Below are 21,441 nucleotides of genomic sequence, written 5' to 3' on the forward strand. Positions count from 1 at the left end.
CGATGAAAGTCTTCGCCATCTCCGCATTGCTGCTCTCCGCGCTGGTATCGACGCCCGCGCAGGCCAAGCTGAAAGTCTTCGCCTGCGAACCGGAATGGGGTTCGCTGGTGCAGGAACTGGCCGGCGACAAGGTCGACGTCGATGTCGGTACGTCCGCACTGCAGGACGTGCACCAGATCGAAGCCAAGCCCAGCCTGATCGCCAAGGTGCGCAGCGCCGACCTGCTGGTGTGCACCGGTGCCGAACTCGAAGTGGGCTGGCTGCCGCAGCTGGTCCGCCAGTCTGGCAACTCGAAGATCACTGGGGGCGCCGGCAACTTCATGGCCGCCGCGCAGGTGAAGACGCTGGAGAAGCCGACCGCGCTGGACCGCGCCTACGGCGACGTGCATCCCGACGGCAATCCGCACGTGCAGATGGATCCGCGCCGCGTGCTGGTGATCGCCAAGGCGCTCGATGCGCGCCTGGCCCAACTCGATCCTGCCAATGCCGCGACCTACCAGCAGCGTCTGGCCGACTTCAGCAAGCGCTGGCTGGCGGCGATGGCGAAGTGGAAGGCGCAGGCGGCGCCGCTGAAGGGCCGCAATGTCGTCGTCCACCACATCAGCTGGGTCTATCTGTGGGATTGGCTCGGCATGAACCAGATCGGTGCGCTCGAGCCCAAGCCGGGCGTACCGCCGACCAGCGCGCATCTGGCGAGCCTGATCACGACTACCAAGAACGGCAACACGCTCGCGATCGTGCGCGCGGCCTATCAGGACGGGAAGCCGTCGGAATGGTTGTCCGGCCGCACCGGCGTGCCGGCGGTGTCGCTGCCGTTCACCGTCGGCGGCGACGCGCAATCGAAGGATCTGTTCGGCCTGTTCGATTCGACCATCAGCAAGCTGCTGGGAGCCGCCAAGTGACACTCAATTGGGAAGGTCTCGACCTCAGCATCCTGGGCCCGGCGTGCGTCGCCGGGCTCGTGGTGCTTTCCACGCACGTGCCGCTGGGCAAACAGGTGTTGTCGCGCGGCATCATCTTCATCGACCTGGCGATCGCACAGATCGCCGGGCTCGGTGTAATCCTCGCGCAGTACCTCGGTATCGATGAGCATGGCCTGGGCGTACAGGTGGCCGCGGCGGCCGCCGCTTTGGCCGGTGCCGGTCTGTTGTCGTGGACGGACCGGCGCTGGCCGGAATATCAGGAGCCGCTGATCGGCACCCTGTTCGCCCTGGCCGCAACCGGCGGCCTGCTGCTGCTGGCCGACAACCCGCAGGGCGGCGAGCACCTCAAGGATCTACTCGTGGGGCAGATCCTATGGGTCAGCTATTCGCAGCTGATTCCGGCGATCGTGCTGTCGGTGGCCCTGCTGGCCTTCATGTGGCTGCGTGGCGGCAAGCTGGCCGGGCTGCTGTTTTACGCGTTGTTCGCCCTCGCGATCACGGCCTCGGTGCAGCTGGTCGGCGTGTACCTGGTCTTCGCCAGCCTGATCGTGCCGGCGCTGGCAACGGCGGGCATGAAGGGCCGTGGCCGCCTGGTGGCGGCCTACGTCATCGGGGCGCTGGGCTACATCCTCGGTTTGGGGCTTTCGGCGGTACTCGACCTGCCCAGCGGCGCCATGATCGTGTGGACGCTGGCCGGCTGTGCCTTGCTGGCCCAGGCCGTCCCTGCGGTCCGCCGCTCGCATCCCGCCCATGAAACGGAACGGCCCGTTTTCGACGCCGCTTCCTGACGGATCAAAGGCTTGCAACTGTTACAATGTAACGCGATGAGCGACTACTCCCCCCGATCCAGCGTCCATCGCACCACCCGGTCGCTGATCGATCGGCTGGGGGCGGTCGGCTCGTTGCTGTGCGCGATCCATTGCGCACTGCTGCCGCTGGTGATCGCGGTGCTGCCGTCACTCGGCATCGCGGCCTGGCTGGGCGACGACTTTGAGCGTGGCTTCGTGATCTTTGCGACGCTGCTGGGCCTGTTCAGCGTCATCTGGGGCTATCGCCGCCATGGCGCAGTGCGCGCCCTGGGCCTGCTCCTGCCGGGTCTGGCGGTGCTGTGGACCGGAATCCTGTACGACCCGCTGCACCATGCCCTGGTGCCGCACGCCCTTGCGATGACCTTCGGCGGCACGCTGGTGGGCCTGGCCCACCTGGCCAACCTCCGGCTAAACCATGTCCACGTCCACAATGCGACCTGCGCGCATTGAGCGACTCGTTTGCATGGGTCTGAGGGATAGGATCTGGCGTGGTAGACTTCGCGGCCTCGCGCGCGCCGCGAACATTTTCAGCCGCACCGGTGCGGCGTATTTTTCGACAGCTTCAGGAGTAGGAACATGGGTAAGGGCGACCGCAAGACCGCTAAGGGCAAGCGCTACAACTCCAGCTACGGGAATGCCCGCAGCGCCTCGGCCGTGACCAAGGCCGCCGGCACCGCGACCGCTCCGGTCGCGAAGAAGGCCGCAGCCAAGACCGTTTCCAAGGCCCCGGCAAAGAAGGCCGTGGCCAAGAAGAGCGCCGCCTAAGCGGAATCTTCAGAGGTAACAAAAAGCCCCGCATCGCGGGGCTTTTTTTATGCCTTTTGCCAAGGCCTCCGAGATGTGTGAGAGGCAGGCGGTGCTGGTGGGTCTGCGTGACTGTCGGCGGCATGGATGCCGCCGAGAAGCCTCCATGGACGGATTCACGGCGTGTCACGCAGGCCCACCGGCGCCGCCTGCCTGCCCGCAGCCCTACTGCTCTGCGCTCCGTTCGACTTCACCCCAAACCCGCAGCAAATTCCCGCCGAGGATCTTGCGGATATCGGCATCCCTATAGCCGCGCTGCTGCAAGCCAGCGATCAGCACCGGGTAATCGGCAACCGAGTGCAGCTCCGCGGCCAATGCGCCGTTCACGCCATCGAAGTCTGAACCGATGCCGACGTGATCGATACCGGCCAGTTGCACCACGCGATCGATGTTGTCGAGCACCGACTTGAGCGAGGTCGGCTGCAGCTTCGGGAACTGCGGCTCTGGGCCGGGTGCCGGCTTACCGGCCGCAAGCGCCGCCGCTTTCGCGACGCGGAACGCCTCACGTTCACGCAGGAACGCCGAGTAAGTCTGCGCCGCCTGCGCATCGATGAAGATGCTGCCGAACGGCACCTGCACCACGCCGCCCTTCGCCCCGATCGCCTTGACGTTCTCGTCGCTGAGATTGCGCTGGAACCCCGGCGTGAAATAGCGCAGCGCCGAATGACTGGCGATCACTGGCACACGGCTCAACTCCACCGCCTGACGGATCGCATCCTCCGACAGATGCGAAACATCGACCATGATGCCGAGCCGGTTCATCTCCTTCACCACATCGCGTCCGAACGGACTTAGGCCATTCCAGCGCGGCGAGAAATCGGTGGCCGAATCGCTGATGCGGTTATTGCGGCCATGCGCGAGAGTGATGTAACGCACCCCACGCGCATGAAACGCCGCCAGCTGCTTGATGTCGTCGGCGATCGGCGCCCCGTTCTCCATGCCCAACGCGAGCAGCACCTTCCCGCCGCGCTGTAGACGCTTGAAATCCTTGGGCGACGAAACTAGCGCGAACTTGTCCGGATGCCGCTGCACCAGCGCCTCGACCGCGTCGATCTGCGTGTTGGCGGTCTGCCAGGCCTTGCCCTGATCGTCCTCGTCGGCCGAGGTGTAGATCGACATGAAGGCGATATCCAAGCCGCCTTCGCGCGCCTTCGGATAATCGAATTCGCGCGTCGGCGTGGCGACGCCCAGATCGTTCCAGTGATCGGCCAGCTCCGTCGGCGCGTCGATGTGCGTGTCGACGATCGTGGCGTCCTGGGCGAGGCGTCGCGCCGCATCGGAGGCCTGCGCGTGAGCGATGGACAACGGCAGGGCAGCAAGCAGCGCGGGGGCGACGAGCGATGCGAAGGCAGTGAGTCTCATGCATTCTCCAAACAGAGTGCTGCCATGGCCGTGGCAGCGCGGAAGATCAGAGGGCGCGACCGCCGGCATACACCTGCGCGGCAAAGCGTCCGCCTAGCCAGTAACAAAGCTCGGCCGGATGACGCACGTCCCAGCGTACGAAATCCGCACGCATGCCCACGCGCAACACGCCACGATCGCGCAGGCCGAGCGCACGCGCCGCGTGCACGGTCGCGCCGCGCAGCGCCTCCTCCGGCGTCAGGCGGAAATGCGTACAGGCCAGCTGCATCGCCTGTCGCAGCGACAACAGCGGCGATGTCCCGGGATTGCAGTCGGTGGCGACCGCCATCGCCACGCCATGCTCGCGGAACGCCTGCAGCGGCGGCAATTTGGTTTCGCGCAGCACATGGAAAGCGCCGGGCAGCAACACCGCGACGGTGCCGTGCTGCGCCATCGCGCGCACGCTGTCGAGCGAAGTGTGTTCGACGTGATCTGCGGACAAACCGTCGAACTCCGCCGCGAGCGCGGCACCGCCCAGGTCGCTGAGCTGGTCGGCATGCAGCTTCACCGGCAGTCCGAGCGCTCGCGCGGCCTCGAACACGCGCCGGGTCTGCGCCGGACTGAAGCCGATGCCTTCGCAGAACGCATCCACTGCATCGACCAGGCCTTCGCCATGCAATCGCGGCAACCATTCGCATACGGCGTCGATATAGGCGTCGGCGCGATCCTTAAATTCGGGCGGCAATGCGTGCGCGGCCAGATAGGTTGTGCGCACGCTGATACCGAGTTCTTTGCCGACCTGCCGCGCTACGCGCAGCGTCTTGCGCTCGTTGTCGAAGTCGAGGCCGTAGCCGGATTTGATCTCAAGCGTGGTGGCGCCGTCGGCGAGCAGGGCACGGGCGCGCGGCAGCGACTGTTGCAGCAGTTCGGCCTCGTCCGCTTCGCGGGTGGCGCGCACGGTGGAGACGATGCCGCCGCCGGCGCGGGCGATTTCCTCGTAGGTCGCGCCTTGCAGGCGCAGTTCGAACTCGCGCGCACGGTCGCCGGCGAAGACCAGGTGGGTGTGGCAGTCGATCAGTCCCGGCGTGATCCAGCCGTCGGCTTCGATCACCTCGTCTGCGAGTTCGTGCGCCGCCCCGGGCAATTGCGAACGCGGGCCGACGAACGTCAGCACGCCGTCGCGCCAGGCGAGCGTGCCATCGCTGATTTCGCCGTAGCCGCTGGCGGCGTCGAGCGTTGCAAGGCTCGGGCCAAGAAGGAGCGTATCGAAGGGACGGGTCGTCATCGCGCGATTCTAAGCGGGCTGCCCCGGATCGGGCGCGCGGCGGAATGATCCGCACGCCGGGGCGATCGGCGAGAATGGCGGCATGAAGACCTTCGACGCCGCCATGCTGTGGACCCCGGCCGGTTGGCAGGCCGATGCCGGATTCGATATCGACGCCCGCGGCCGCGTCGCCGTCCGCCGCAATGCGCAGCCCAGCGGCAGCGACGGCTGGGTGGTTCCCGGCATCGCCAACCTGCACTCGCACGCCTTCCAGCGCGCCATGGCCGGCATGGCCGAACGCCAGACCCATCCCAGCGATTCGTTCTGGACCTGGCGCGAAACCATGTACCGCTTTGCCGCGTGCTTCGATCCCGAATCGCTGTACGCCGTCGCCGCGCAGCTGTATGCGGAAATGCTCGAAGCCGGCTACACCACCGTGTGCGAATTCCACTACCTGCACCATGCGCCGGACGGCCGTCCCTACGCCGATGCCGCGGCGATGTCGCGCGCCCTCATCCAGGCCGCGCGCGATACCGGCATCCGCCTGACTCTGCTGCCGGTGCTGTACATGACCGGCGGCTTCGACGGCCGCGCGTTGGGCGAACGGCAACAGCGCTTCGGCCATAACGTCGACGCCTACCTGCGCCTGCTCGACACCCTGCGCGGCGAAGAAGACGGGGCGCTGCGTATCGGCTGCGCTCTGCACAGCTTGCGCGCCGTCCCGCCGGACGCGATGCAGGTGGTGCTGGCGGCGCTGCCGCCGGAAGTGCGCATCCACATCCATATCGCCGAGCAATTGGGCGAAGTGCAGGATTGCCTCGCGCTGCGCGATGCCCGTCCGGTGGAATGGCTGCTGGACAACGCGGCAGTGGACGCGCGCTGGACGCTGGTGCACGCCACCCATCTCAGCGCCGCGGAAACGCTCCGGGTCGCCAACAGCGGCGCGACCGTGGCGATCTGCACCACGACCGAAGGCAATCTCGGCGACGGCCTGTTTCCGCTGCGGGATTACCTGGATGCGGGCGGTGCCTGGGGCGTGGGTTCGGATTCGCACATCTCGGTCTCGCCTATCGAAGAACTGCGCTGGCTCGAATACGGCCAGCGCCTGGTAACCCGCCATCGCAATATCGCCGTGCGGCCGGCCTTTGTCGGCGGCGCTGCCGTCGGCGGTGCTTCCGGCAGTGTCGGCGAGACCCTGCTGCGTGACGCGCTGGACAGCGCGGCGCGATCGAGCGGACACGCCATCGGCGCGCTGGCCGCCGGCGAACCTGCGGACTTCCTGGTGCTGGATGCCGATGCGCCGGCGTTCGCCGGTGTGCAGCGCGAGGATGCGGTCGATCGCTGGATCTTCAGCGGCAACCGCAACCTGGTGCGCGACGTGTACGTAGCCGGCGAAGCGGTCGTCCGCGACGGCGTGCATCGCGATCGCGAAGGCATCGCCCGGCGCTACGGCGATGTCATGCGCACGCTGCTGAGCTGATCGTCAGGCGAACAGGTCCGTTTCGCACGGCAGCGCGCCTTCCAACTGCAGCAGGTATTGCTTGGTCGGCAATCCGCCGCCGAAACCGGTGAGGCTGCCGTCGGCGCCGATCACACGATGGCAGGGCAGCACGATGGGAATCGGATTGCGGCCATTGGCCGCGCCCACGGCGCGTGTCGCCGTCGGCCGGCCCAGGCGCAGCGCAAGATCGGCGTAGCTGATGGTGTCGCCGAAGGGAATGTTCGCCAATTCCCACCACACCTGGCATTGGAACGCAGTGCCCTGCGGCGCGAGCGCGAGATCGAAGCGACGGCGCTTGCCCGCGAAGTATTCCTTCAGCTGTTCGTGCGTATCGCGCAGGACGGCATGATCGCCTTCTCGCCAATCCGCCCCGCGTGCGTACGGATGCCGTGGTGCATGGAACTCGATGAGCTGCAGTCCGGCATCGTTGCCGGCGATCAGCAGCGGCCCGACCGGACTGTCGATCTGGCGATAGAAAACACTCATGTCGCCGCCTTCGCCGGCTTGGCGGCGCCCATCGAATCCTTCCACAACTGGATCACCGAATACGCGCGCCACGGCCGCCACGCTTCCGAACGCGCCGTCAGTGCCTTGGCCGTCATGCGCGAACCATCGTTCGGCACCGCGCGCTGCAGCACCAGGTCGTCGGCGGGAAACGCATCGGGATGGCCGAGCGCACGCAGGGCGATGTAGTGCGCCGTCCACGGGCCGATGCCGGGCAGTTCCACCCAGCGCGCGGTGAATTCGTCCAGCGTGCGTTCCGGTTTGAAATCGACGCGGCCGTCGAGCAAGGCGCGCGCCACGGTACGCACGGTGTCCGCGCGGGCGCGGGTCAGACCGATCGACGCCAGGTCGGCATCGGCCAGCGACTCCGGCGTGGGAAACAGGTGCTCCAGTCCCGGCGCGAACGGCGCCTGCAACGGCTGCCCGAAACGCTGCGACAAGCGCGAGGTCAGCGTACGCGCGCCGGCCACGCTGATCTGCTGACCGATGATCGCGCGTATCGCGATCTCGAAGCCGTCCCAGCCGCTGGGTACGCGCAGCCCGGGGCGTCGCTTCAGCAGCGGGCGCAGCCGCGCATCGACCGACAGCGCATCGGCGATCGCGCGCGGGTCCGCGTCCAGATCGAACATGCGCCGCAGGCGGTTGACGATGTCCAGCATCTGCGACGGTCGCGCGCCACGCAGTTCCAGTTTCAGCGCGTGTTCGTCCGTATGCCTGCTGGTGGTAGGCCATGCCGAGACGCGCAGCCAACCGGGCGCGTCGATCGGCCCGATCACGCGCGAATAACTGTCGGCATCGACGACTTCCACGCCCGGCAACGCACGTCCGCGCAGGAAGTCGAGCATCGCGGTGAAATCGTAGGGCGGGCGATAACCCAGGCGCAGCGTTAGGGTTTCGCCGGGCGCTTCCGCACGTTGCTTGCGCAGATCGCGCGGCGCCATGCGATAAGCCTCGAGGAAGGCCGCGTTGAAACGGCGCAGGCTGCCGAAGCCAGCGGCCAGCGCGACCTCGGTAATCGGCAATGCGGTTTCGGTCAGCAGCTGCTTGGAGAACAACAGGCGGCGCGTGCCTTGCACGCCGATCGGCGGCACGCCCAGTCGCTCGACGAACAGCCGGCGCAGCTGGCGTTCGCCGATATCGACGCGCTGCGCGAGTGCGGACAACGGCGCGTCGTCCAATACGCCCTGATCGATCAGCTTCAGCGCGCGGGCGACTACCTCATCGCCGCGCCGCCACGCGCCGTCGCCGGGCGAGAGCTCCGGACGGCAGCGCAGACAGGGTCGGTAACCCGCGGCTTCGGCGGCCGCCGCGCTGGCGTAATACATGACGCGCTTGGCCATCGGCGCGGGACACACCGGCCGGCAATAGATCTTCGTGCTGAGCACGGCGGTAAAGAACAGGCCGTCGAAACGCGGATCGCGGCTGCGTCGGGCCTGCTCGCAGGTCTGCGCATCGGGGACGGTCGTGGCGGCGGCGAGGTTCGACATGGGTGCAGGCTAGCACCGCGCGGGTGCCTGAACTCGCCGGATTCGGACATTGATGTGGCGAACCCTATTTCAGTGCGGGCAGCAGCGGCGCAAGCTCGCCATCGTTGGGTTGCGGCGCGACGCCGAGCAATTGCGCCAGCAGCGGATAGACATCGACGTTGTCGAACGGCGCCAGTTCCGTGCCGCTGCGGAACGCCGGGCCCTGCGCGATGAACAGCGCACGCATCGTGGCATCGGCCGGATCGTAACCGTGCGCGCCGCGCATCGTGCCGGGCTTGCGTTGCGCCAGGCGCTTGGGCGTTTCCGCCTCCCAACCCGTGTCGACCTGGCACACGATCGGCGGCACGCGCGGATGCTGGCCGTACTGCCAGCGCGCCGGGAGTTCGCCTTTGCGCCAGCATTCGTAATGCGCATGACGTCCCAGCAATTGGCGTTCCGCGGCGGCTTCGTGCCCCGGCTGCGGAGCGAAGCCGAGCACTTCGCCATAGGTCACATACGTCGCATCTTTCGGATCGGCCAAGGTGGTGACGTCGAAGTTGTGCGACGCCGGCACCGGCGCCATACCGTGGTCCGAGACCACGACGAGATTGACGCGACCGCCCAGGCCGCGATGCTTCAAGCCCGCAAGCAGCCGGCCGATCGCCGCATCCACTTCCTTGAGCGTCGCATTGGTTTGCGGAGCGTCCGGACCGAAATCGTGCGCGGTGTGGTCCAGTGCGCCGATATACAGCGTCGTCAGCCGCGGCCGTTGGCCCGCCGGCCGCGACAGCCAGCCCAGCACCGTGTCGACGCGCTGCGTCAACGGCATGTAGTCGTCGTACTTCAGCCAGTCGGTCGGCCAGGTGCCATTGATCGGCGCCTCGCTGCCCGGCCAGAACAAGGTGGCGGTACGCAGGCCGGCCTTCTCCGCGGTGACCCACAGCGGCTCGCTGCCCCACCACGCCGGGTTGCGCACGGCGGCTTCATTGGAATTGCTGAAGTCGCCCAGGGTGGCGTCGCGCATGGTGTTGTGCACGATGCCGTGGTGATCGGGCCGCAGGCCGGTGATCAGGGTGTAGTGGTTGGGGAAGGTCAGCGACGGATACGACGGATTCATCCATTGGGCGCGCACGCCGTCGCGGGCGATGCGGCTGAGGTTGGGCGTGATGCCGCGGTCCAGGTAATCGGCGCGGAAGCTGTCGATCGACACCAGCAGCAGCGGTGCGGGCTCGCCCGATGCAGGCGCTTTCGAAGCGCAGCCGCCCAGGGTCAGGACGGCGAAGAGGGCAGCAAGGAGGGCGGCGAGCGCCCGCAGGGGGTTCGATGACATCGGGCGATCATAGCCAGCCGTTCTTGCGACAAGTATTGCAGGGCGAGCATTGCGCCCGCACTGGCAAGATGGCCGACCATTCGAAGTGCCGTTTCCGGAGAGTCGCAATGCGCTTTGGTTCGATTGCTGTTGCCGTCCTGTTGTCGGTCCCCGTCGTCGCGCTGGCCGCCGCCCAGGGCGCGGCCCCGGCGCCCCCCCAGCCCGCCGCCCAGCCGACCCCGCAGGCTCCGCCGCAACTGACCTCGGAGGAGTGCGCGGTATGGCAGCGCGAGCTGAGCTTCGCCCGTTCCGTCGCCAGCCACGACGCCACCGCCTTCGCCGGGCATGTGAGCGAGAACGCCGCCTTCGGCGCGAGTACCCGCGAACCCCATCGCGGCCGCGCCGCCATCGTCCCGCGCTGGATGCCGATCATCGAAGGCAAGCGCGTAACGTTGCGCTGGTATCCGACGCGCGTGACCATGGCTACCGGCGTGAACGACACCGCCTGGTCCAGCGGCCCCACGCTGTTCGAAGCCCTGGATCCGAACGCGAAGCAGCGCTACCACATCGGCGCCTTCCATTCGGTCTGGCACAAGGACGCCGACGGTGTCTGGCGCGTGCTGTTCGACGACGGCGTAGATCCCAAGCCGGCCACGGCCGAGGAAGCGGCGGCCTTCGAAGCCGGCCGTGCGCAGTGCAGCCCGTCCGCCAATCCCAACCGCAGCTGACGAGCGGCCCGAAGGCGCGCATTCGGCACATGCCCCTGCGCGCCGCCGGGCGTATGGTGACTACAGAGTCGCTACGGGAGCCGACCATGAAACAACTAACTCTCTTGCTGGGCGCCCTGTTCATCGCCGGTGCCGCCCAGGCCGCGCAGCCGCAAGCCAATCCTTCGCCTGCACCCAACGCAGATGCCGCTGCCGCGTCGCAGGACGCCGCGAAGAAGACCGATATGGATGACCGCCACTGCCTGCGCTACACCGGCACGCGCATCACCCATCGCAGCGACGAGCGTAGCGATGGCAAGAAGCAGCGGATGTGCAGCAACGGCCAGATCGGCCGCGCTTACACCCGCGAGGATCTCGACCGCACCGGTCGGATCGATATTGCCGACGCGCTGCGTACGTTGGATCCGTCGATCCACTGAGCGCAGCTGCGCATGCAGCAAGCAAACGCCCGGCAATGCCGGGCGTTTTTTTTGGCCATCCATGAAGGCATGGATCGCACGCTCGATGGAAGGGTTAGTTGCCATTTCTTCCATACACGGTCACTTCGCTCGACGTGGCCACAATGAAAGTTCGACCGGTGTAAGAGAAGCCGGCAGCGCCAAGACAAACGTGGGTGTGCACCTAACGCTTGAATTACGCCGAGCCGCGAAGCGGCTTCAGCTTGAATGAATTTGGGCCGCTGGCGTTAAGTGTGAAGTTTTTCGCCCTTGGCCAACATTTCGACGAACTGAGAGATCTTTTTGGCGCGAGTTTCTGCCTTTTTGACATTTTGAATCCTGAACAAAATGGAAAATCGATTCTGACTGTCGAGTTTTGAGAAAAACGCCTTGGCCTTCTTATTGGCGTCGAGGGCTTGTTGGAAGTCGTTAGGGACGGTGGATCTACTGGCTGATGAATACGCTGAGTCCCAGCGCCCATCTTGCTTCGCTCGGTCGATTTCACGAAGACCAGAAGGACGCATCCTTCCCGCAGAGATTAGGGCTTCAGCTTTTGCCTTGTTGATCTTGGACCAGATACTTTTGGCTGTCCTGGGCGTGAATCGTTGAAGCCAATATTGTTCGCTTTCCGCTTGCTTCTGACCGTCAACCCAGCCGTGACAAAGAGCTCTCGAGTGCTTCGGCATAGGAGACCGTTGGCCGCATGGCAGTTTTTTTGGCAAGACGCAGCCACGCGCCCGTTGCGGCGCTTTCGTTGAGCTCAAGCCAAGACTCCCACTCAGCTTGATTTTTAAAGGTAAGTATTGGATCGCTCATGAGTTTTTCCGAGGAGGCTTCTGTCGCGGGTGCGCTCAATTCACTGGGATTGCTGATGGCATCAATCCACGCAGCAACCGTTGCAACGATGCCTCGTAGAACGTGCGGAACTGCGTCTCGTCGTAGCTGAAGCGTCCTGCGCGGTACAACGCCACCAACCCGTGCGTATGCGCCCACAGCGTCATCGCCACGTCCCAGGCGTCGTCGTCGCGCAGCAGTCCGACGTGCATCGCTTCGGCTACCGCTTCGGCCGCGACCGTCAGCGTAGGCGAGCGCCCCGCACGGAAATCGTCCGGATACTTCCGCGCATCCGCGCGCCGTGCCGAGAACGCATGATCGAACAGATGCGGATGCGCCAACGCATAGTCCAAATAGATGCGTTGCAGGCCGATCACCCGCGCCATCACGTCGCCGCCTTGGTTGCGCGCGATCCAGTGCCGCGCGATCTCATCGAAACTGTCGTCGCCGATGCGCTTGAGCAGCGCTTCGCGATTGGGGAAGTGGCGGTAGATCGCCATCGGCGTCAGCCCGACCGCGTCGGCGACGCGGCGCATGCTCACCGCGTCCGCACCGCCGCCCTCGAACAGGGTGCGGGCGGCGCGAAGGATGCGTTCGGCGGTGGGCAGGCGGGCGGGCATGTATACAGCGTATACAAAAGCGGCCCTGAGGGGCTGGAACCCGACCGCCACGCGCAGTTTCCGAGCCTGCACCGGGTCCTGCGCATAGCCTGGGCGGAAGCGGCGGCGCGATAATTTTTCCAACCTAGTTACTCCCGCAGGAAAGCCCGCATGTCCGCTTCGAACAGGCACGATCCGTCCCGCAGCATCCGCGCCCCGCGTGGCACCACGCTCAACTGCAAGTCGTGGCTCACCGAAGCCCCGTACCGCATGCTGCAGAACAATCTCGACGCGGAAGTCGCGGAGAACCCGGCCGACCTGGTGGTCTACGGCGGCATCGGCCGCGCCGCGCGCGACTGGGAGTCGTACGACGCGATCCTGAAGTCGCTGCGCGAGCTGGAAGACAACGAGACGCTGCTGATCCAGTCGGGCAAGCCGGTCGGTATCTTCCCCACGCATCCGGACGCGCCGCGCGTGCTGCTGGCCAACTCCAACCTGGTGCCGGCGTGGGCGAACTGGGAGCACTTCAACGAGCTCGATAAGAAGGGCCTGATGATGTACGGCCAGATGACGGCCGGCTCGTGGATCTACATCGGCTCGCAGGGCATCGTGCAGGGCACCTACGAGACCTTCGTCGAGATGGGCCGCCAGCATTACAACGGCAGCCTCAAGGGCAAGTGGATCCTCACCGCCGGCCTCGGCGGAATGGGCGGCGCGCAGCCGCTGGCCGCATCGCTCGCCGGCGCGTGCTCGCTGGTGATCGAATGCCGCCAGAGCAGCATCGACTTCCGCCTGCGCACGCGCTACGTCGACGAACAGGCGAGCAACCTCGACGACGCACTCGCCCGGATCGAGAAGTACACGAAGGCCGGCGAAGCCAAGTCGATCGCGTTGCTCGGCAATGCCGCGGAAATCCTGCCGGAGATGGTCAAGCTCGGCGTGCGTCCTGACTGCGTCACCGACCAGACTTCCGCGCACGACCCGGTGCACGGCTACCTGCCGATCGGCTGGACCGTCGAGCAGTGGCTGGAAGAACAGAAGGCCAATCCGACCAAGGTCCGCGATGCGGCCAAGAAGTCGATGCGTGTGCACGTCGAAGCAATGCTCGCCTTCCACGCGCAGGGCATCCCGACGGTCGATTACGGCAACAACATCCGCCAGATGGCGAAGGACGAAGGCTGCGCGAATGCCTTCGATTTCCCCGGCTTCGTCCCGGCCTACGTGCGGCCGCTGTTCTGCCGCGGCGTCGGCCCGTTCCGCTGGGTCGCGCTCAGCGGCGATCCGGAAGACATCTACAAGACCGACGCCAAGGTGAAGGAAATCATCGCGGATGATCCGCACCTGCACCGCTGGCTCGACATGGCGCGCGAACGCATCAGCTTCCAGGGCCTGCCGGCGCGCATCTGCTGGGTCGGCCTGGGTCTGCGCCACAAGCTCGGCCTCGCCTTCAACGAGATGGTGCGCAACGGTGAACTCAAGGCGCCGGTCGTGATCGGCCGCGATCATCTCGACAGCGGCTCGGTCGCTTCGCCCAACCGCGAAACCGAGGCCATGCGCGATGGTTCCGATGCCGTCTCCGACTGGCCGCTGCTCAACGCCATGCTCAACGTGGCCGGTGGCGCGACCTGGGTCTCGCTGCACCACGGCGGCGGCGTCGGCATGGGCTATTCGCAGCACTCCGGTGTTGTGATCGTGTGCGACGGCAGCGAAGCCGCTGACAAGCGCATCGCCCGCGTGCTGTGGAACGACCCGGGCACGGGCGTGATGCGTCATGCCGATGCCGGCTACGACATCGCCAAGCAGTGCGCGAAGGAGCAGGGTCTGAAGCTGCCGATGCTCTGATTTCTTCACGTGCGCCAAACGAAGCGGCCCGCAATCTCGGGGCCGCTTTTTCTTTGTCTTTCCGTTTAGGGGTAGTGGCGGGTAGAGCATGTCTCCTGCCGCCCGGTAGGGCGCTGGGCTCAGGACGGCGCGTGGCGCCGATATCGTTCATAAAAAGGGGAAGGACAATGTGGAAGAAGAAACTCGCCGGTCGGCTGGTCATGGCGGCCGTTATCTTTATGTCGGCTCAGGGCATTGCCTCGGCGCAGGCAACGCGCACCTGGGTATCCGGGGTCGGTGATGACGCCAACCCGTGCAGTCGCACTGCTCCTTGCAAGACGTTCGCCGGTGCCATTTCCAAGACCGCGGCCGGTGGCGAAATCAGCATCCTCGATCCGGGCGGATACGGCGGTGTGACGATCACCAAGTCCATCCTCATCAACGGCGCCGAAGCAGGCGAAGGCGGTGTCCTGGTCAGCGGAACCAATGCCATCGTCATCGCGGCGGGCGGCGGCGACAGAGTCACGCTTCGCGGCCTGACGATCGAAGGACTGGGCAGCGGCCTGGCCGGTGTGCGCTTCAATTCGGGACAAAGCCTGCACATCGAGGATTGTCAGATCCGCGGATTCCGCGGCAGCGCGAGTGCGAGCGGCGTGACGTTCGCTCCTTCGGGTAGCGTCAATGCCCGCTTGTTCATCAAGAACAGTGTGATCACCGACAACGGTCAGGGGTCGAGCGGCGGCATACACATCCAGCCGACCGGAGGCGCATTGGCCGACGTGACGATCGAAAAGACCACCATCAGCAACAACGTCGGCTGGGGTGTGCGCGCCGACGGGAACAGCGTGGTTACGATCCGCAACTCGACCCTCAACAGCACCTGGAACAACGGCGTCGTGGCGATCGGCCTGGCCGATCCGGTCCAGGTCACGATCGAAGGTTCGACGATTTCCGACAACGGCTGGGGCGCGTCCGGCGGCGCCGGCATCGTCGCTAATGGAAGTCTCGCGCTCGTACGAATTTCCGACAATCTGATTACCAACAACGCGGCGGGCCTGGTGTCCTCGGGTGGCGGCATCATTCAGTCGTTCGGGGACAATCGCCTGTCCGGCAACGACGTCGACGGTAATCCCACGTCCACCGCGACCAAGCGCTGAGCCAATGGCATGCGCGCAAGGCGGGGATCTGCCCGCCTTGCGCAGGGGCCGCAAGTCCCGCAAGGAAAACGTGACATATACAATGTCGCTTGCGAGTGCATGCACAGGGCCCAGCGACAATGAACACAACGGCAGATGCAACATCGTTACGCATCGACTTCGTCTCGGACGTGGTGTGTCCGTGGTGCGCCATCGGCCTGGCGTCGCTGGAGCAAGCCGTGCAACGCCTGGGCGATGACGTCCAGGTCGAGATCCATTTCCGCCCCTTCGAGCTGAACCCGCAGATGGCGCCGGAAGGCGAGGACATCGCCGAGCACCTGCAGAAGAAATACGGCATGTCGGCGCAGCAACTGGCGCAGAACCAGGAGTCCATCCGCCAGCGCGGCGCGGCGCTCGGCTTCGTCTTCGACATGGACCGCCGCAGCCGCATCTATAACACCTTCGATGCGCATCGCCTGCTGCATTGGGCCGAGGACGAAGGCCGGCAGGCGGCGCTCAAACACGCCTTGTTGCGCGCCTACTTCAGCGAAGGGCAGAACGTGTCGGATCGCGAGACGTTGGTGCGCGTCGCTGCCAGCGTCGGCCTGCCCGCCGAACGTGCACGGGAGATTCTTGCCACCGACGAGTACGCCGATGAGGTGCGCACGGAGGAGCAGTTCTTCCTCGATCACGGCATCAACGCGGTGCCGGCGGTCATCATCGAGCAGCGTCACCTGATCTCGGGCGGACAGCCGGTTGAGCTGTTCGAACAGGCACTTAGGCAGATCGCGGCGGCCAAACGAGGCTGAACCGGCGCCGCCGTGCGGCCAAGATTGTGAAGCTCCGGCTTTCGTAGCATGGCGGCTCTTCATACCGGGAGCACGCGATGAAAGGCTGGATGCTGACGCCTCTGTTGATCCTGGCCGCGTCGCCGGCGCAGGCCCGCGACGCCGCGCAGGACGAGCGTGAGATTCGGCGAGTCGAAGCGGCTATCTGCCATGCCTTCGAAGTGGGCGATGCCGAATACCTGCGCACCGCACTGGACTCGCGCTTCACCCTCGTGGATTCACGCGGAACGGTGACCGATCTCGCGCAGAATCTGGCCGAAGTCGCGGCGCGCGAGCCGCGCTACCAGGAATTCCGTAATCACGACCAGTCGATCCGAATCTACAGCGATGCGGCCATCGTCACCGGCATCACCAGCATCAAAGGCACGGCCGGCGGCGAAGCCTTCCAGGCCGACTTTCGCTTCACCGACACCTGGGTGTATCGCGACGGGAATTGGATTCTGGCGGCGAGCCATGCCTCTCGCCTGCCTGCGCGCTGAGTCGCCGCGATGACCTCCGGGCGCGGGTCGTGACCCGCCGCCAACATCTCGGCACGGACAGCGCCCACGGTATCCTTCGTCCAAGACGATAGGTATGTCGGGGGATGAATATGATCGTGGTACGGGGACGGGTCATGGCGGGCTGGCGCCACGGTTTGGGAGTGCTGATCGCGGGCGCGCTGGCGTGCGGGCTGTCGTCGACGGCCATCGCGGCAGAAAGCGCCAGTGCACCATCGGTTGCCGGTGACGAATCTGCCGCGATCGCGCGTGCGCAGGCGCATCTCGACGCATGGATGGGCAGGCCGGAGGAACTGCAGGCCGCACGCACGGAACTCGACACCGTGCTCGCCAAGAATCCCGCGGCGGTGGAAGCGTACGTCCAGTACGCGCGTTACTTCATCGACTCGGGGATGATCAACTCCCGGCAATACGACCCGGCCAAGCTGGTGCTGGCCGAGAAGTCGCTCGATCATGCGATCGCGCTGTCTCCGAACTATGCCCCGGCCTTCGTGCTGCGCGGCAGTCTCTACAAGCTGCAGAAGCGGCCCGCGGACGCCAAGGCATCGCTGCAACGCGCGCGCTCCTTAGGCAGCGATAGTCCCTGGTTGGCGTTGAATGAAGCCGAACTGTTTTTGGATGAAACGAAGTTTGCGGACGCCCTCTCCATGTGCCGCGCCGTGGCCAAGCGGGGCAACGTCAGCGACCACGTGCTGGATGCGGCAGAAGGATGCATGCGCGACGCACTTCGAGGGCTCGGCCACGACGATGAAGTCGACGCGCTGTATCGGGCGACGATCAAGCGGCACCCGCAGCATCCCTGGATCCGGGGCAACTACGCCAACTATCTGCTATGCGCAATGGACAAGCCGCAAGCGGCTATCGAGTATGCGCAGTCCGCGTTGGAGTTGATGGACTACGGCATGGCCCGCACTACGCTTGCTGCCGCCCTCTACGCCGATTGGGCCGAGAAGGTGCGCAAAGGACGCGCGAGCGAAGCCGAGCGTGCCTGGGACAAAGCGGTTCGATACGCACCAGGTGATCCGGCGCAGATCACGGGCACGGTCTGCAGCCTCTGGGCAACGATGCCGCTGCTGTACACGTTGCGGGATACCCGGCGTGCGCAACTGATTCCGCCGAAGCTGGCCGTGCTGCTGGCCGCGGATGCGGAGGACGAGGGAGCGGCTGGAGTATTCGGTATCGATGTCGTGGCGACGGGACGCGACCGCGGCGGGGTCTACCTCAACTCCGAGGCCGACTATCGCGATCAGCGCAACCTCACGATCGCATTTACGCCCAAGGCGGCTGCCGTCTACCGGAAACTGCACGGCGAAGATCCCGATGCGGCGCTGAAAGGCAAGAAGATCACGGTGGTAGGAGCGGCCCGACGCGTGCGCATCGACTTTCTCCATGGCGGCATGCCGACCGGAAAGTTCTACTACCAGACCCACGTCATCGTCACCGATCCGAAGCAAGTCGCGATCTACGACCCGAATGCCGAAGCTCCAGACTCATTGCCGTTGCCGACCGGCACGGATGCGTGACCTGTAAGGAAATCCCGCCCTGCCAGGGTGTCGATTTCGCCGATCCGTATTCGTCGTATTCCTGAATCCGTACGGCGGGAAAACCCGCCGTACCATGCCCAGGCCAACGCGCGAACGGACACCCGATGAGCACAGAACCCCAACCCGCCGTAGATGCAGAAGCCGGCGCTGCCGCCATGAGCGACAACCGCCCACTCTGGTCCGAGCTGCGCGAAGCCATCCGCGGCACCGGCGCCGACTACACCAAGATTCCGCTGCGCCGGGCGGTATTCCTGCTCGCGGTACCGATGGTGCTGGAACTGGTGCTGGAGTCCACCTTCGCCGTGGTCGACATTTTCTTCGTCGCCAAGCTCGGGCCATCGGCGGTGGCGACCGTGGGGCTGACCGAGAGTTACCTGTTCCTGTTGTATTCCGTCGCGATGGGGCTGGCGATGTCGGTGACGGCGGTGGTCGCGCGACGCATCGGCGAGGGCAAGCGCGAAGAGGCGGCGATTACCGCGGTGCAGGCGATCTTCCTCGCGCTGCTGGTGTCGATACCTCCGGCGCTGATCGGCATTTTCTTCGCGCCGGATCTGCTGCGCCTGATGGGCGGCGATCCGTGGACGATCGAACACGGCTATCGCTATACGCAGTGGATGCTCGGCGGCAACGCGGTGATCATGCTGCTGTTCGTCATCAACGCGATCTATCGCGGCGCGGGCGATGCGGCGATCGCCATGCGCGTGCTGTGGCTGTCCAACGGCCTGAACATCCTGCTGTGTCCGCTGCTGATCTTCGGTCTCGGTCCGGTGCCGGCGCTGGGTATCGAAGGCGCGGGCCTGGCGACCAACATCGGGCGCGGCGTGGGCGTGTTGTTCCAGTTGTGGGTGCTGTTCCGCGGGGGCAAGCACATCCGTGTGGTGGCTTCGCAGCTGGCCTGGCACGGTGCGATTCTCTGGAACATCATGCGTACCTCGCTCGGCGGCATCGGCCAGATGATCGTGGCGATGACCTCGTGGATCTTCCTGATGCGCATCCTCGCCAGCATCGGCAGCGAGGCCGTCGCCGGCGCCACGATCGCGATCCGCATCATGATGTTCACGCTGATGCCGGCCTGGGGCATGTCGAATGCCGCGGCGACGCTGGTCGGACAGAATCTCGGTGCGCAGGAGCCGGGCCGCGCCGAAGCCTCGGTGTGGCGCATCGGCTGGTACAACATGGCGTTCACACTGGCGATCTCGGTGCTGTTCTTCCTGCTGCCGACGCAGCTGATCGCGATCTTCACGGCCGATCCCAAGGTCGTCGCCATCGGCGGCGAGTGGCTGCGGATCCTGTCGTACTCGTACTTCGTCTATGGTTGGTGGATGGTTTCGGTGCAGGCCTTCAACGGCGCGGGCGACACGATGACGCCGACGCGGATCAACGTCGTGTTCTTCTGGCTGATCCAGATTCCGCTGGCGTACTGGCTTGCGATCCATTTGAACTGGCAGCACACCGGTGTGTTCTGGGCGGTGTTCGTGTCCGAGACCTCGGTGGGCCTGTTCACGCTGTGGCTGTTCTCGCGGGGGAAGTGGAAGACGGTGCAGGTGTAGGAAGGGCAAAGGCAGCTCGCTGCGCTCGCTCCCCCTCACCCGCCCTTCGGGCACCCTCTCCCCGCAAGCGGGGAGAGGGAACATCGCCGCCGACGTTGTGCCAAGCTAACGGCATGAGCTTGTCGGCCCTGCTCGATGTCTCGCTACCTTTGATCCAGGCGCCGATGGCCGGCGTGCAGGATCATGCGTTGGCTGTCGCGGTCAGCAAGGCGGGCGGGCTGGGCTCGCTGCCCGGCGCGATGCTGGGACCCGATGCGCTGCGTAAGGAACTCGCCGCGATCCGCGCCGATACCGATCGTCCGTATAACGTCAACTTCTTCTGCCATGTGCCGCCGGTGCCCGATGCCGTACGCGAGGCGCGCTGGCGCGAAGCCCTGGCGCCGTACTACGCCGAGTTCGGCATCGATCCCGACACGATCACCGCGGGCCCGGGCCGCACGCCGTTCGGTCATGACGCGGCCGATGTGCTGGAAGAATTCCGGCCGCCGGTGGTGAGTTTCCACTTCGGCTTGCCCGCCGATGATCTGTTGGCGCGCGTGCGTGGCTGGGGTTCGCGCGTGCTGGCTTCGGCGACGTCGCTGGACGAGGCGCGCTGGCTGGAAGCGCGCGGCGTCGACGCGATCATCGCCCAGGGCAGGGAGGCGGGTGGGCATCGCGGTTATTTTTTGTCGCCGTCGCTCGACGATGCGGCGGATACCCTCGCGCTGGTGCGGCAGTTCACGCAGGCAGTGCGTGTGCCCGTGATTGCCGCGGGTGGCATCGGCACCGCCGACGATGTCGCCGTTGCCATAGCCGCCGGCGCTGCCGGCGTACAGATCGGCACGGCCTATCTGCTCTGTCCCGAAGCAACCACCAGTGCCGTGCATCGCGCCGCGCTGCAAAGCGACGCGGCGCGCGAAACCGCCTTCACCAACCTCTTCAGTGGTCGCCCCGCGCGCGGCATCGTCAACCGGTTGATGCGCGAACTCGGTCCGATCGGTGCGCTGCCACCGGAATTCCCGCTCGCCAGCGCTGCAGTCGCGCCCCTACGCGCGGCGGCCGAACGCCAGCACAGCGGCGATTTCTCGCCGCTGTGGTCGGGCACCAATACGCGCGGCTGCGCCGCCATTCCGGCGGCACAGCTCACCGCGGCATTGGCGGCGCGTTGCCGTGACTGAGCCGTCAGTGCGGGCCCAGGTCCACGATCGGTGAGAACCCGCCATAGATCATCCGCTTGCCGTCGTACGGCATCGGGTTGTTCTCCGGGGACAGGCGCGAGTCCTTCATCGCGCGTTCCATGCCTTGATCGCGCGCCGCCTTGTCGGGCCATTCGATCCAGGAGAACACCACGGTCTCGTCGTCCTTGGCCTGCACGGCGCGGCGGAAATCGGTGAGTTTGCCGTCGGGCACGTCGTCGCCCCAGCATTCCAGCACCCGGGTCGCGCCGTATTCGACGAACACCGAATCGCCGCTGTTGGCGTGGTGGATGAATTTGTCCTTGTTGGCCGTCGGAACGGCGATCACGAAGCCATCGATGTACGGCATGG

General features: G+C 65.8%; 22 protein-coding genes. 14 read left to right on the forward strand and 8 right to left on the reverse strand.

Annotated elements, in window-relative coordinates; genetic code table 11:
• The first annotated feature begins 2 nt into the window (after positions 1–2).
• The 4 genes from ACYVJ8_RS00330 (at position 3) to ACYVJ8_RS00345 (ending at position 2,497) form a co-directional block, all read left to right on the forward strand.
• Positions 3–902 carry a metal ABC transporter substrate-binding protein gene (locus tag ACYVJ8_RS00330; RefSeq protein ID WP_460708665.1) on the forward strand — a complete coding sequence of 300 codons (900 nt, stop codon included), beginning with the start codon at positions 3–5 and terminating at the stop codon, positions 900–902.
• Complete coding sequence (locus tag ACYVJ8_RS00335; protein WP_460708666.1) at positions 899–1,711, forward strand: metal ABC transporter permease; 813 nt, start codon at positions 899–901, stop codon at positions 1,709–1,711. The genes ACYVJ8_RS00330 and ACYVJ8_RS00335 overlap by 4 nt, the downstream gene beginning before the upstream one ends.
• A gap of 36 nt (positions 1,712–1,747) precedes the next feature.
• A complete protein-coding gene (locus tag ACYVJ8_RS00340; protein WP_460708668.1) occupies positions 1,748–2,182 on the forward strand; it encodes a MerC domain-containing protein in 435 nt (144 codons plus the stop codon).
• A 126-nt stretch (positions 2,183–2,308) separates the two neighbouring features.
• Complete coding sequence (locus ACYVJ8_RS00345) at positions 2,309–2,497, forward strand: 30S ribosomal protein THX (protein ID WP_460708670.1); 189 nt, start codon at positions 2,309–2,311, stop codon at positions 2,495–2,497.
• A gap of 204 nt (positions 2,498–2,701) precedes the next feature.
• On the opposite strand, the gene ACYVJ8_RS00350 is transcribed toward ACYVJ8_RS00345, so the two are convergent.
• Complete coding sequence (locus tag ACYVJ8_RS00350) at positions 2,702–3,898, reverse strand: dipeptidase (RefSeq protein ID WP_460708672.1); 1,197 nt, start codon at positions 3,896–3,898, stop codon at positions 2,702–2,704.
• Between the two features lie 46 nt (positions 3,899–3,944).
• Positions 3,945–5,162, reverse strand: a complete 1,218-nt coding sequence (hutI, locus tag ACYVJ8_RS00355; RefSeq protein WP_460708674.1) for an imidazolonepropionase — start codon at positions 5,160–5,162, stop codon at positions 3,945–3,947.
• An 82-nt stretch (positions 5,163–5,244) separates the two neighbouring features.
• Here hutI and ACYVJ8_RS00360 point away from each other — a divergent pair, with 82 nt between their 5' ends.
• Complete coding sequence (locus tag ACYVJ8_RS00360; RefSeq protein ID WP_460708676.1) at positions 5,245–6,621, forward strand: formimidoylglutamate deiminase; 1,377 nt, start codon at positions 5,245–5,247, stop codon at positions 6,619–6,621.
• 3 nt (positions 6,622–6,624) lie between these two features.
• Here ACYVJ8_RS00360 and ACYVJ8_RS00365 read toward each other — a convergent pair whose 3' ends face one another.
• From ACYVJ8_RS00365 to ACYVJ8_RS00375, 3 genes are all read right to left on the reverse strand, one after another.
• Complete coding sequence (locus ACYVJ8_RS00365; protein ID WP_460708678.1) at positions 6,625–7,128, reverse strand: methylated-DNA--[protein]-cysteine S-methyltransferase; 504 nt, start codon at positions 7,126–7,128, stop codon at positions 6,625–6,627.
• On the reverse strand, positions 7,125–8,633 hold the full coding sequence (locus tag ACYVJ8_RS00370; RefSeq protein ID WP_460708680.1) for a DNA-3-methyladenine glycosylase 2 family protein: 1,509 nt from the start codon (positions 8,631–8,633) through the stop codon (positions 7,125–7,127). Before ACYVJ8_RS00370 ends, ACYVJ8_RS00365 begins: the two co-directional genes overlap by 4 nt.
• 64 nt (positions 8,634–8,697) lie before the next feature.
• The gene (locus ACYVJ8_RS00375) at positions 8,698–9,942 is read right to left on the reverse strand and encodes an alkaline phosphatase family protein (RefSeq protein ID WP_460708682.1); all 1,245 of its coding nucleotides are present in this window, start codon (positions 9,940–9,942) and stop codon (positions 8,698–8,700) included.
• Positions 9,943–10,049: 107 nt separating this feature from the next.
• On the opposite strand from ACYVJ8_RS00375, the gene ACYVJ8_RS00380 reads away from it, so the two are divergent.
• Positions 10,050–10,649, forward strand: coding sequence for a YybH family protein (locus ACYVJ8_RS00380; RefSeq protein WP_460708684.1), 600 nt, complete (start codon positions 10,050–10,052; stop codon positions 10,647–10,649).
• An 86-nt stretch (positions 10,650–10,735) separates the two neighbouring features.
• Entirely contained in the window at positions 10,736–11,068 is a 333-nt protein-coding gene (locus ACYVJ8_RS00385) for a hypothetical protein (RefSeq protein ID WP_460708686.1), read from the forward strand.
• A 266-nt stretch (positions 11,069–11,334) separates the two neighbouring features.
• Here ACYVJ8_RS00385 and ACYVJ8_RS00390 read toward each other — a convergent pair whose 3' ends face one another.
• On the reverse strand, positions 11,335–11,850 hold the full coding sequence (locus ACYVJ8_RS00390; protein WP_460708688.1) for a YdeI/OmpD-associated family protein: 516 nt from the start codon (positions 11,848–11,850) through the stop codon (positions 11,335–11,337).
• Between the two features lie 87 nt (positions 11,851–11,937).
• Entirely contained in the window at positions 11,938–12,540 is a 603-nt protein-coding gene (locus ACYVJ8_RS00395; protein WP_460708690.1) for a TetR/AcrR family transcriptional regulator, read from the reverse strand.
• 150 nt (positions 12,541–12,690) lie between these two features.
• On the opposite strand from ACYVJ8_RS00395, the gene hutU reads away from it, so the two are divergent.
• The 7 genes from hutU (at position 12,691) to ACYVJ8_RS00430 (ending at position 21,072) form a co-directional block, all read left to right on the forward strand.
• Complete coding sequence (hutU, locus tag ACYVJ8_RS00400; protein ID WP_460708692.1) at positions 12,691–14,361, forward strand: urocanate hydratase; 1,671 nt, start codon at positions 12,691–12,693, stop codon at positions 14,359–14,361.
• 131 nt (positions 14,362–14,492) lie between these two features.
• Positions 14,493–15,497, forward strand: coding sequence for a right-handed parallel beta-helix repeat-containing protein (locus ACYVJ8_RS00405; protein ID WP_460708693.1), 1,005 nt, complete (start codon positions 14,493–14,495; stop codon positions 15,495–15,497).
• Between the two features lie 119 nt (positions 15,498–15,616).
• A complete protein-coding gene (locus ACYVJ8_RS00410) occupies positions 15,617–16,285 on the forward strand; it encodes a DsbA family oxidoreductase (RefSeq protein ID WP_460708695.1) in 669 nt (222 codons plus the stop codon).
• Positions 16,286–16,362: 77 nt separating this feature from the next.
• Positions 16,363–16,803, forward strand: a complete 441-nt coding sequence (locus tag ACYVJ8_RS00415; protein ID WP_460708697.1) for a nuclear transport factor 2 family protein — start codon at positions 16,363–16,365, stop codon at positions 16,801–16,803.
• A gap of 104 nt (positions 16,804–16,907) precedes the next feature.
• Positions 16,908–18,344 carry a tetratricopeptide repeat protein gene (locus ACYVJ8_RS00420; RefSeq protein WP_460708699.1) on the forward strand — a complete coding sequence of 479 codons (1,437 nt, stop codon included), beginning with the start codon at positions 16,908–16,910 and terminating at the stop codon, positions 18,342–18,344.
• Positions 18,345–18,469: 125 nt separating this feature from the next.
• A complete protein-coding gene (locus ACYVJ8_RS00425; RefSeq protein WP_460708701.1) occupies positions 18,470–19,915 on the forward strand; it encodes an MATE family efflux transporter in 1,446 nt (481 codons plus the stop codon).
• Between the two features lie 113 nt (positions 19,916–20,028).
• Positions 20,029–21,072, forward strand: a complete 1,044-nt coding sequence (locus ACYVJ8_RS00430) for an NAD(P)H-dependent flavin oxidoreductase (RefSeq protein WP_460708703.1) — start codon at positions 20,029–20,031, stop codon at positions 21,070–21,072.
• Between the two features lie 4 nt (positions 21,073–21,076).
• Here the strand turns inward: ACYVJ8_RS00430 and ACYVJ8_RS00435 are convergent, their stop codons facing one another.
• Complete coding sequence (locus ACYVJ8_RS00435; protein ID WP_460708705.1) at positions 21,077–21,439, reverse strand: DUF1428 domain-containing protein; 363 nt, start codon at positions 21,437–21,439, stop codon at positions 21,077–21,079.
• Positions 21,440–21,441: the final 2 nt, after the last annotated feature.

Source organism: Lysobacter terrae (assembly GCF_054782215.1).

Excerpts from the sequence above, each read along its gene's own strand:
- ACYVJ8_RS00435 (WP_460708705.1), bottom strand. The coding sequence starts at position 21,439 with ATGCCGTACATCGATGGCTTCGTGATCGCCGTTCCGACGGCCAACAAG.
- ACYVJ8_RS00330 (WP_460708665.1), top strand. The coding sequence starts at position 3 with ATGAAAGTCTTCGCCATCTCCGCATTGCTGCTCTCCGCGCTGGTATCG.
- ACYVJ8_RS00420 (WP_460708699.1), top strand. The coding sequence starts at position 16,908 with ATGAATATGATCGTGGTACGGGGACGGGTCATGGCGGGCTGGCGCCAC.
- ACYVJ8_RS00345 (WP_460708670.1), top strand. The coding sequence starts at position 2,309 with ATGGGTAAGGGCGACCGCAAGACCGCTAAGGGCAAGCGCTACAACTCC.
- ACYVJ8_RS00395 (WP_460708690.1), bottom strand. The coding sequence starts at position 12,540 with ATGCCCGCCCGCCTGCCCACCGCCGAACGCATCCTTCGCGCCGCCCGC.
- ACYVJ8_RS00410 (WP_460708695.1), top strand. The coding sequence starts at position 15,617 with ATGAACACAACGGCAGATGCAACATCGTTACGCATCGACTTCGTCTCG.
- ACYVJ8_RS00370 (WP_460708680.1), bottom strand. The coding sequence starts at position 8,633 with ATGTCGAACCTCGCCGCCGCCACGACCGTCCCCGATGCGCAGACCTGC.
- ACYVJ8_RS00350 (WP_460708672.1), bottom strand. The coding sequence starts at position 3,898 with ATGAGACTCACTGCCTTCGCATCGCTCGTCGCCCCCGCGCTGCTTGCT.
- ACYVJ8_RS00385 (WP_460708686.1), top strand. The coding sequence starts at position 10,736 with ATGAAACAACTAACTCTCTTGCTGGGCGCCCTGTTCATCGCCGGTGCC.
- ACYVJ8_RS00430 (WP_460708703.1), top strand. The coding sequence starts at position 20,029 with ATGAGCTTGTCGGCCCTGCTCGATGTCTCGCTACCTTTGATCCAGGCG.
- ACYVJ8_RS00380 (WP_460708684.1), top strand. The coding sequence starts at position 10,050 with ATGCGCTTTGGTTCGATTGCTGTTGCCGTCCTGTTGTCGGTCCCCGTC.
- hutI (WP_460708674.1), bottom strand. The coding sequence starts at position 5,162 with ATGACGACCCGTCCCTTCGATACGCTCCTTCTTGGCCCGAGCCTTGCA.
- ACYVJ8_RS00425 (WP_460708701.1), top strand. The coding sequence starts at position 18,470 with ATGAGCACAGAACCCCAACCCGCCGTAGATGCAGAAGCCGGCGCTGCC.
- ACYVJ8_RS00365 (WP_460708678.1), bottom strand. The coding sequence starts at position 7,128 with ATGAGTGTTTTCTATCGCCAGATCGACAGTCCGGTCGGGCCGCTGCTG.
- ACYVJ8_RS00360 (WP_460708676.1), top strand. The coding sequence starts at position 5,245 with ATGAAGACCTTCGACGCCGCCATGCTGTGGACCCCGGCCGGTTGGCAG.
- ACYVJ8_RS00375 (WP_460708682.1), bottom strand. The coding sequence starts at position 9,942 with ATGTCATCGAACCCCCTGCGGGCGCTCGCCGCCCTCCTTGCTGCCCTC.
- hutU (WP_460708692.1), top strand. The coding sequence starts at position 12,691 with ATGTCCGCTTCGAACAGGCACGATCCGTCCCGCAGCATCCGCGCCCCG.
- ACYVJ8_RS00415 (WP_460708697.1), top strand. The coding sequence starts at position 16,363 with ATGAAAGGCTGGATGCTGACGCCTCTGTTGATCCTGGCCGCGTCGCCG.
- ACYVJ8_RS00340 (WP_460708668.1), top strand. The coding sequence starts at position 1,748 with ATGAGCGACTACTCCCCCCGATCCAGCGTCCATCGCACCACCCGGTCG.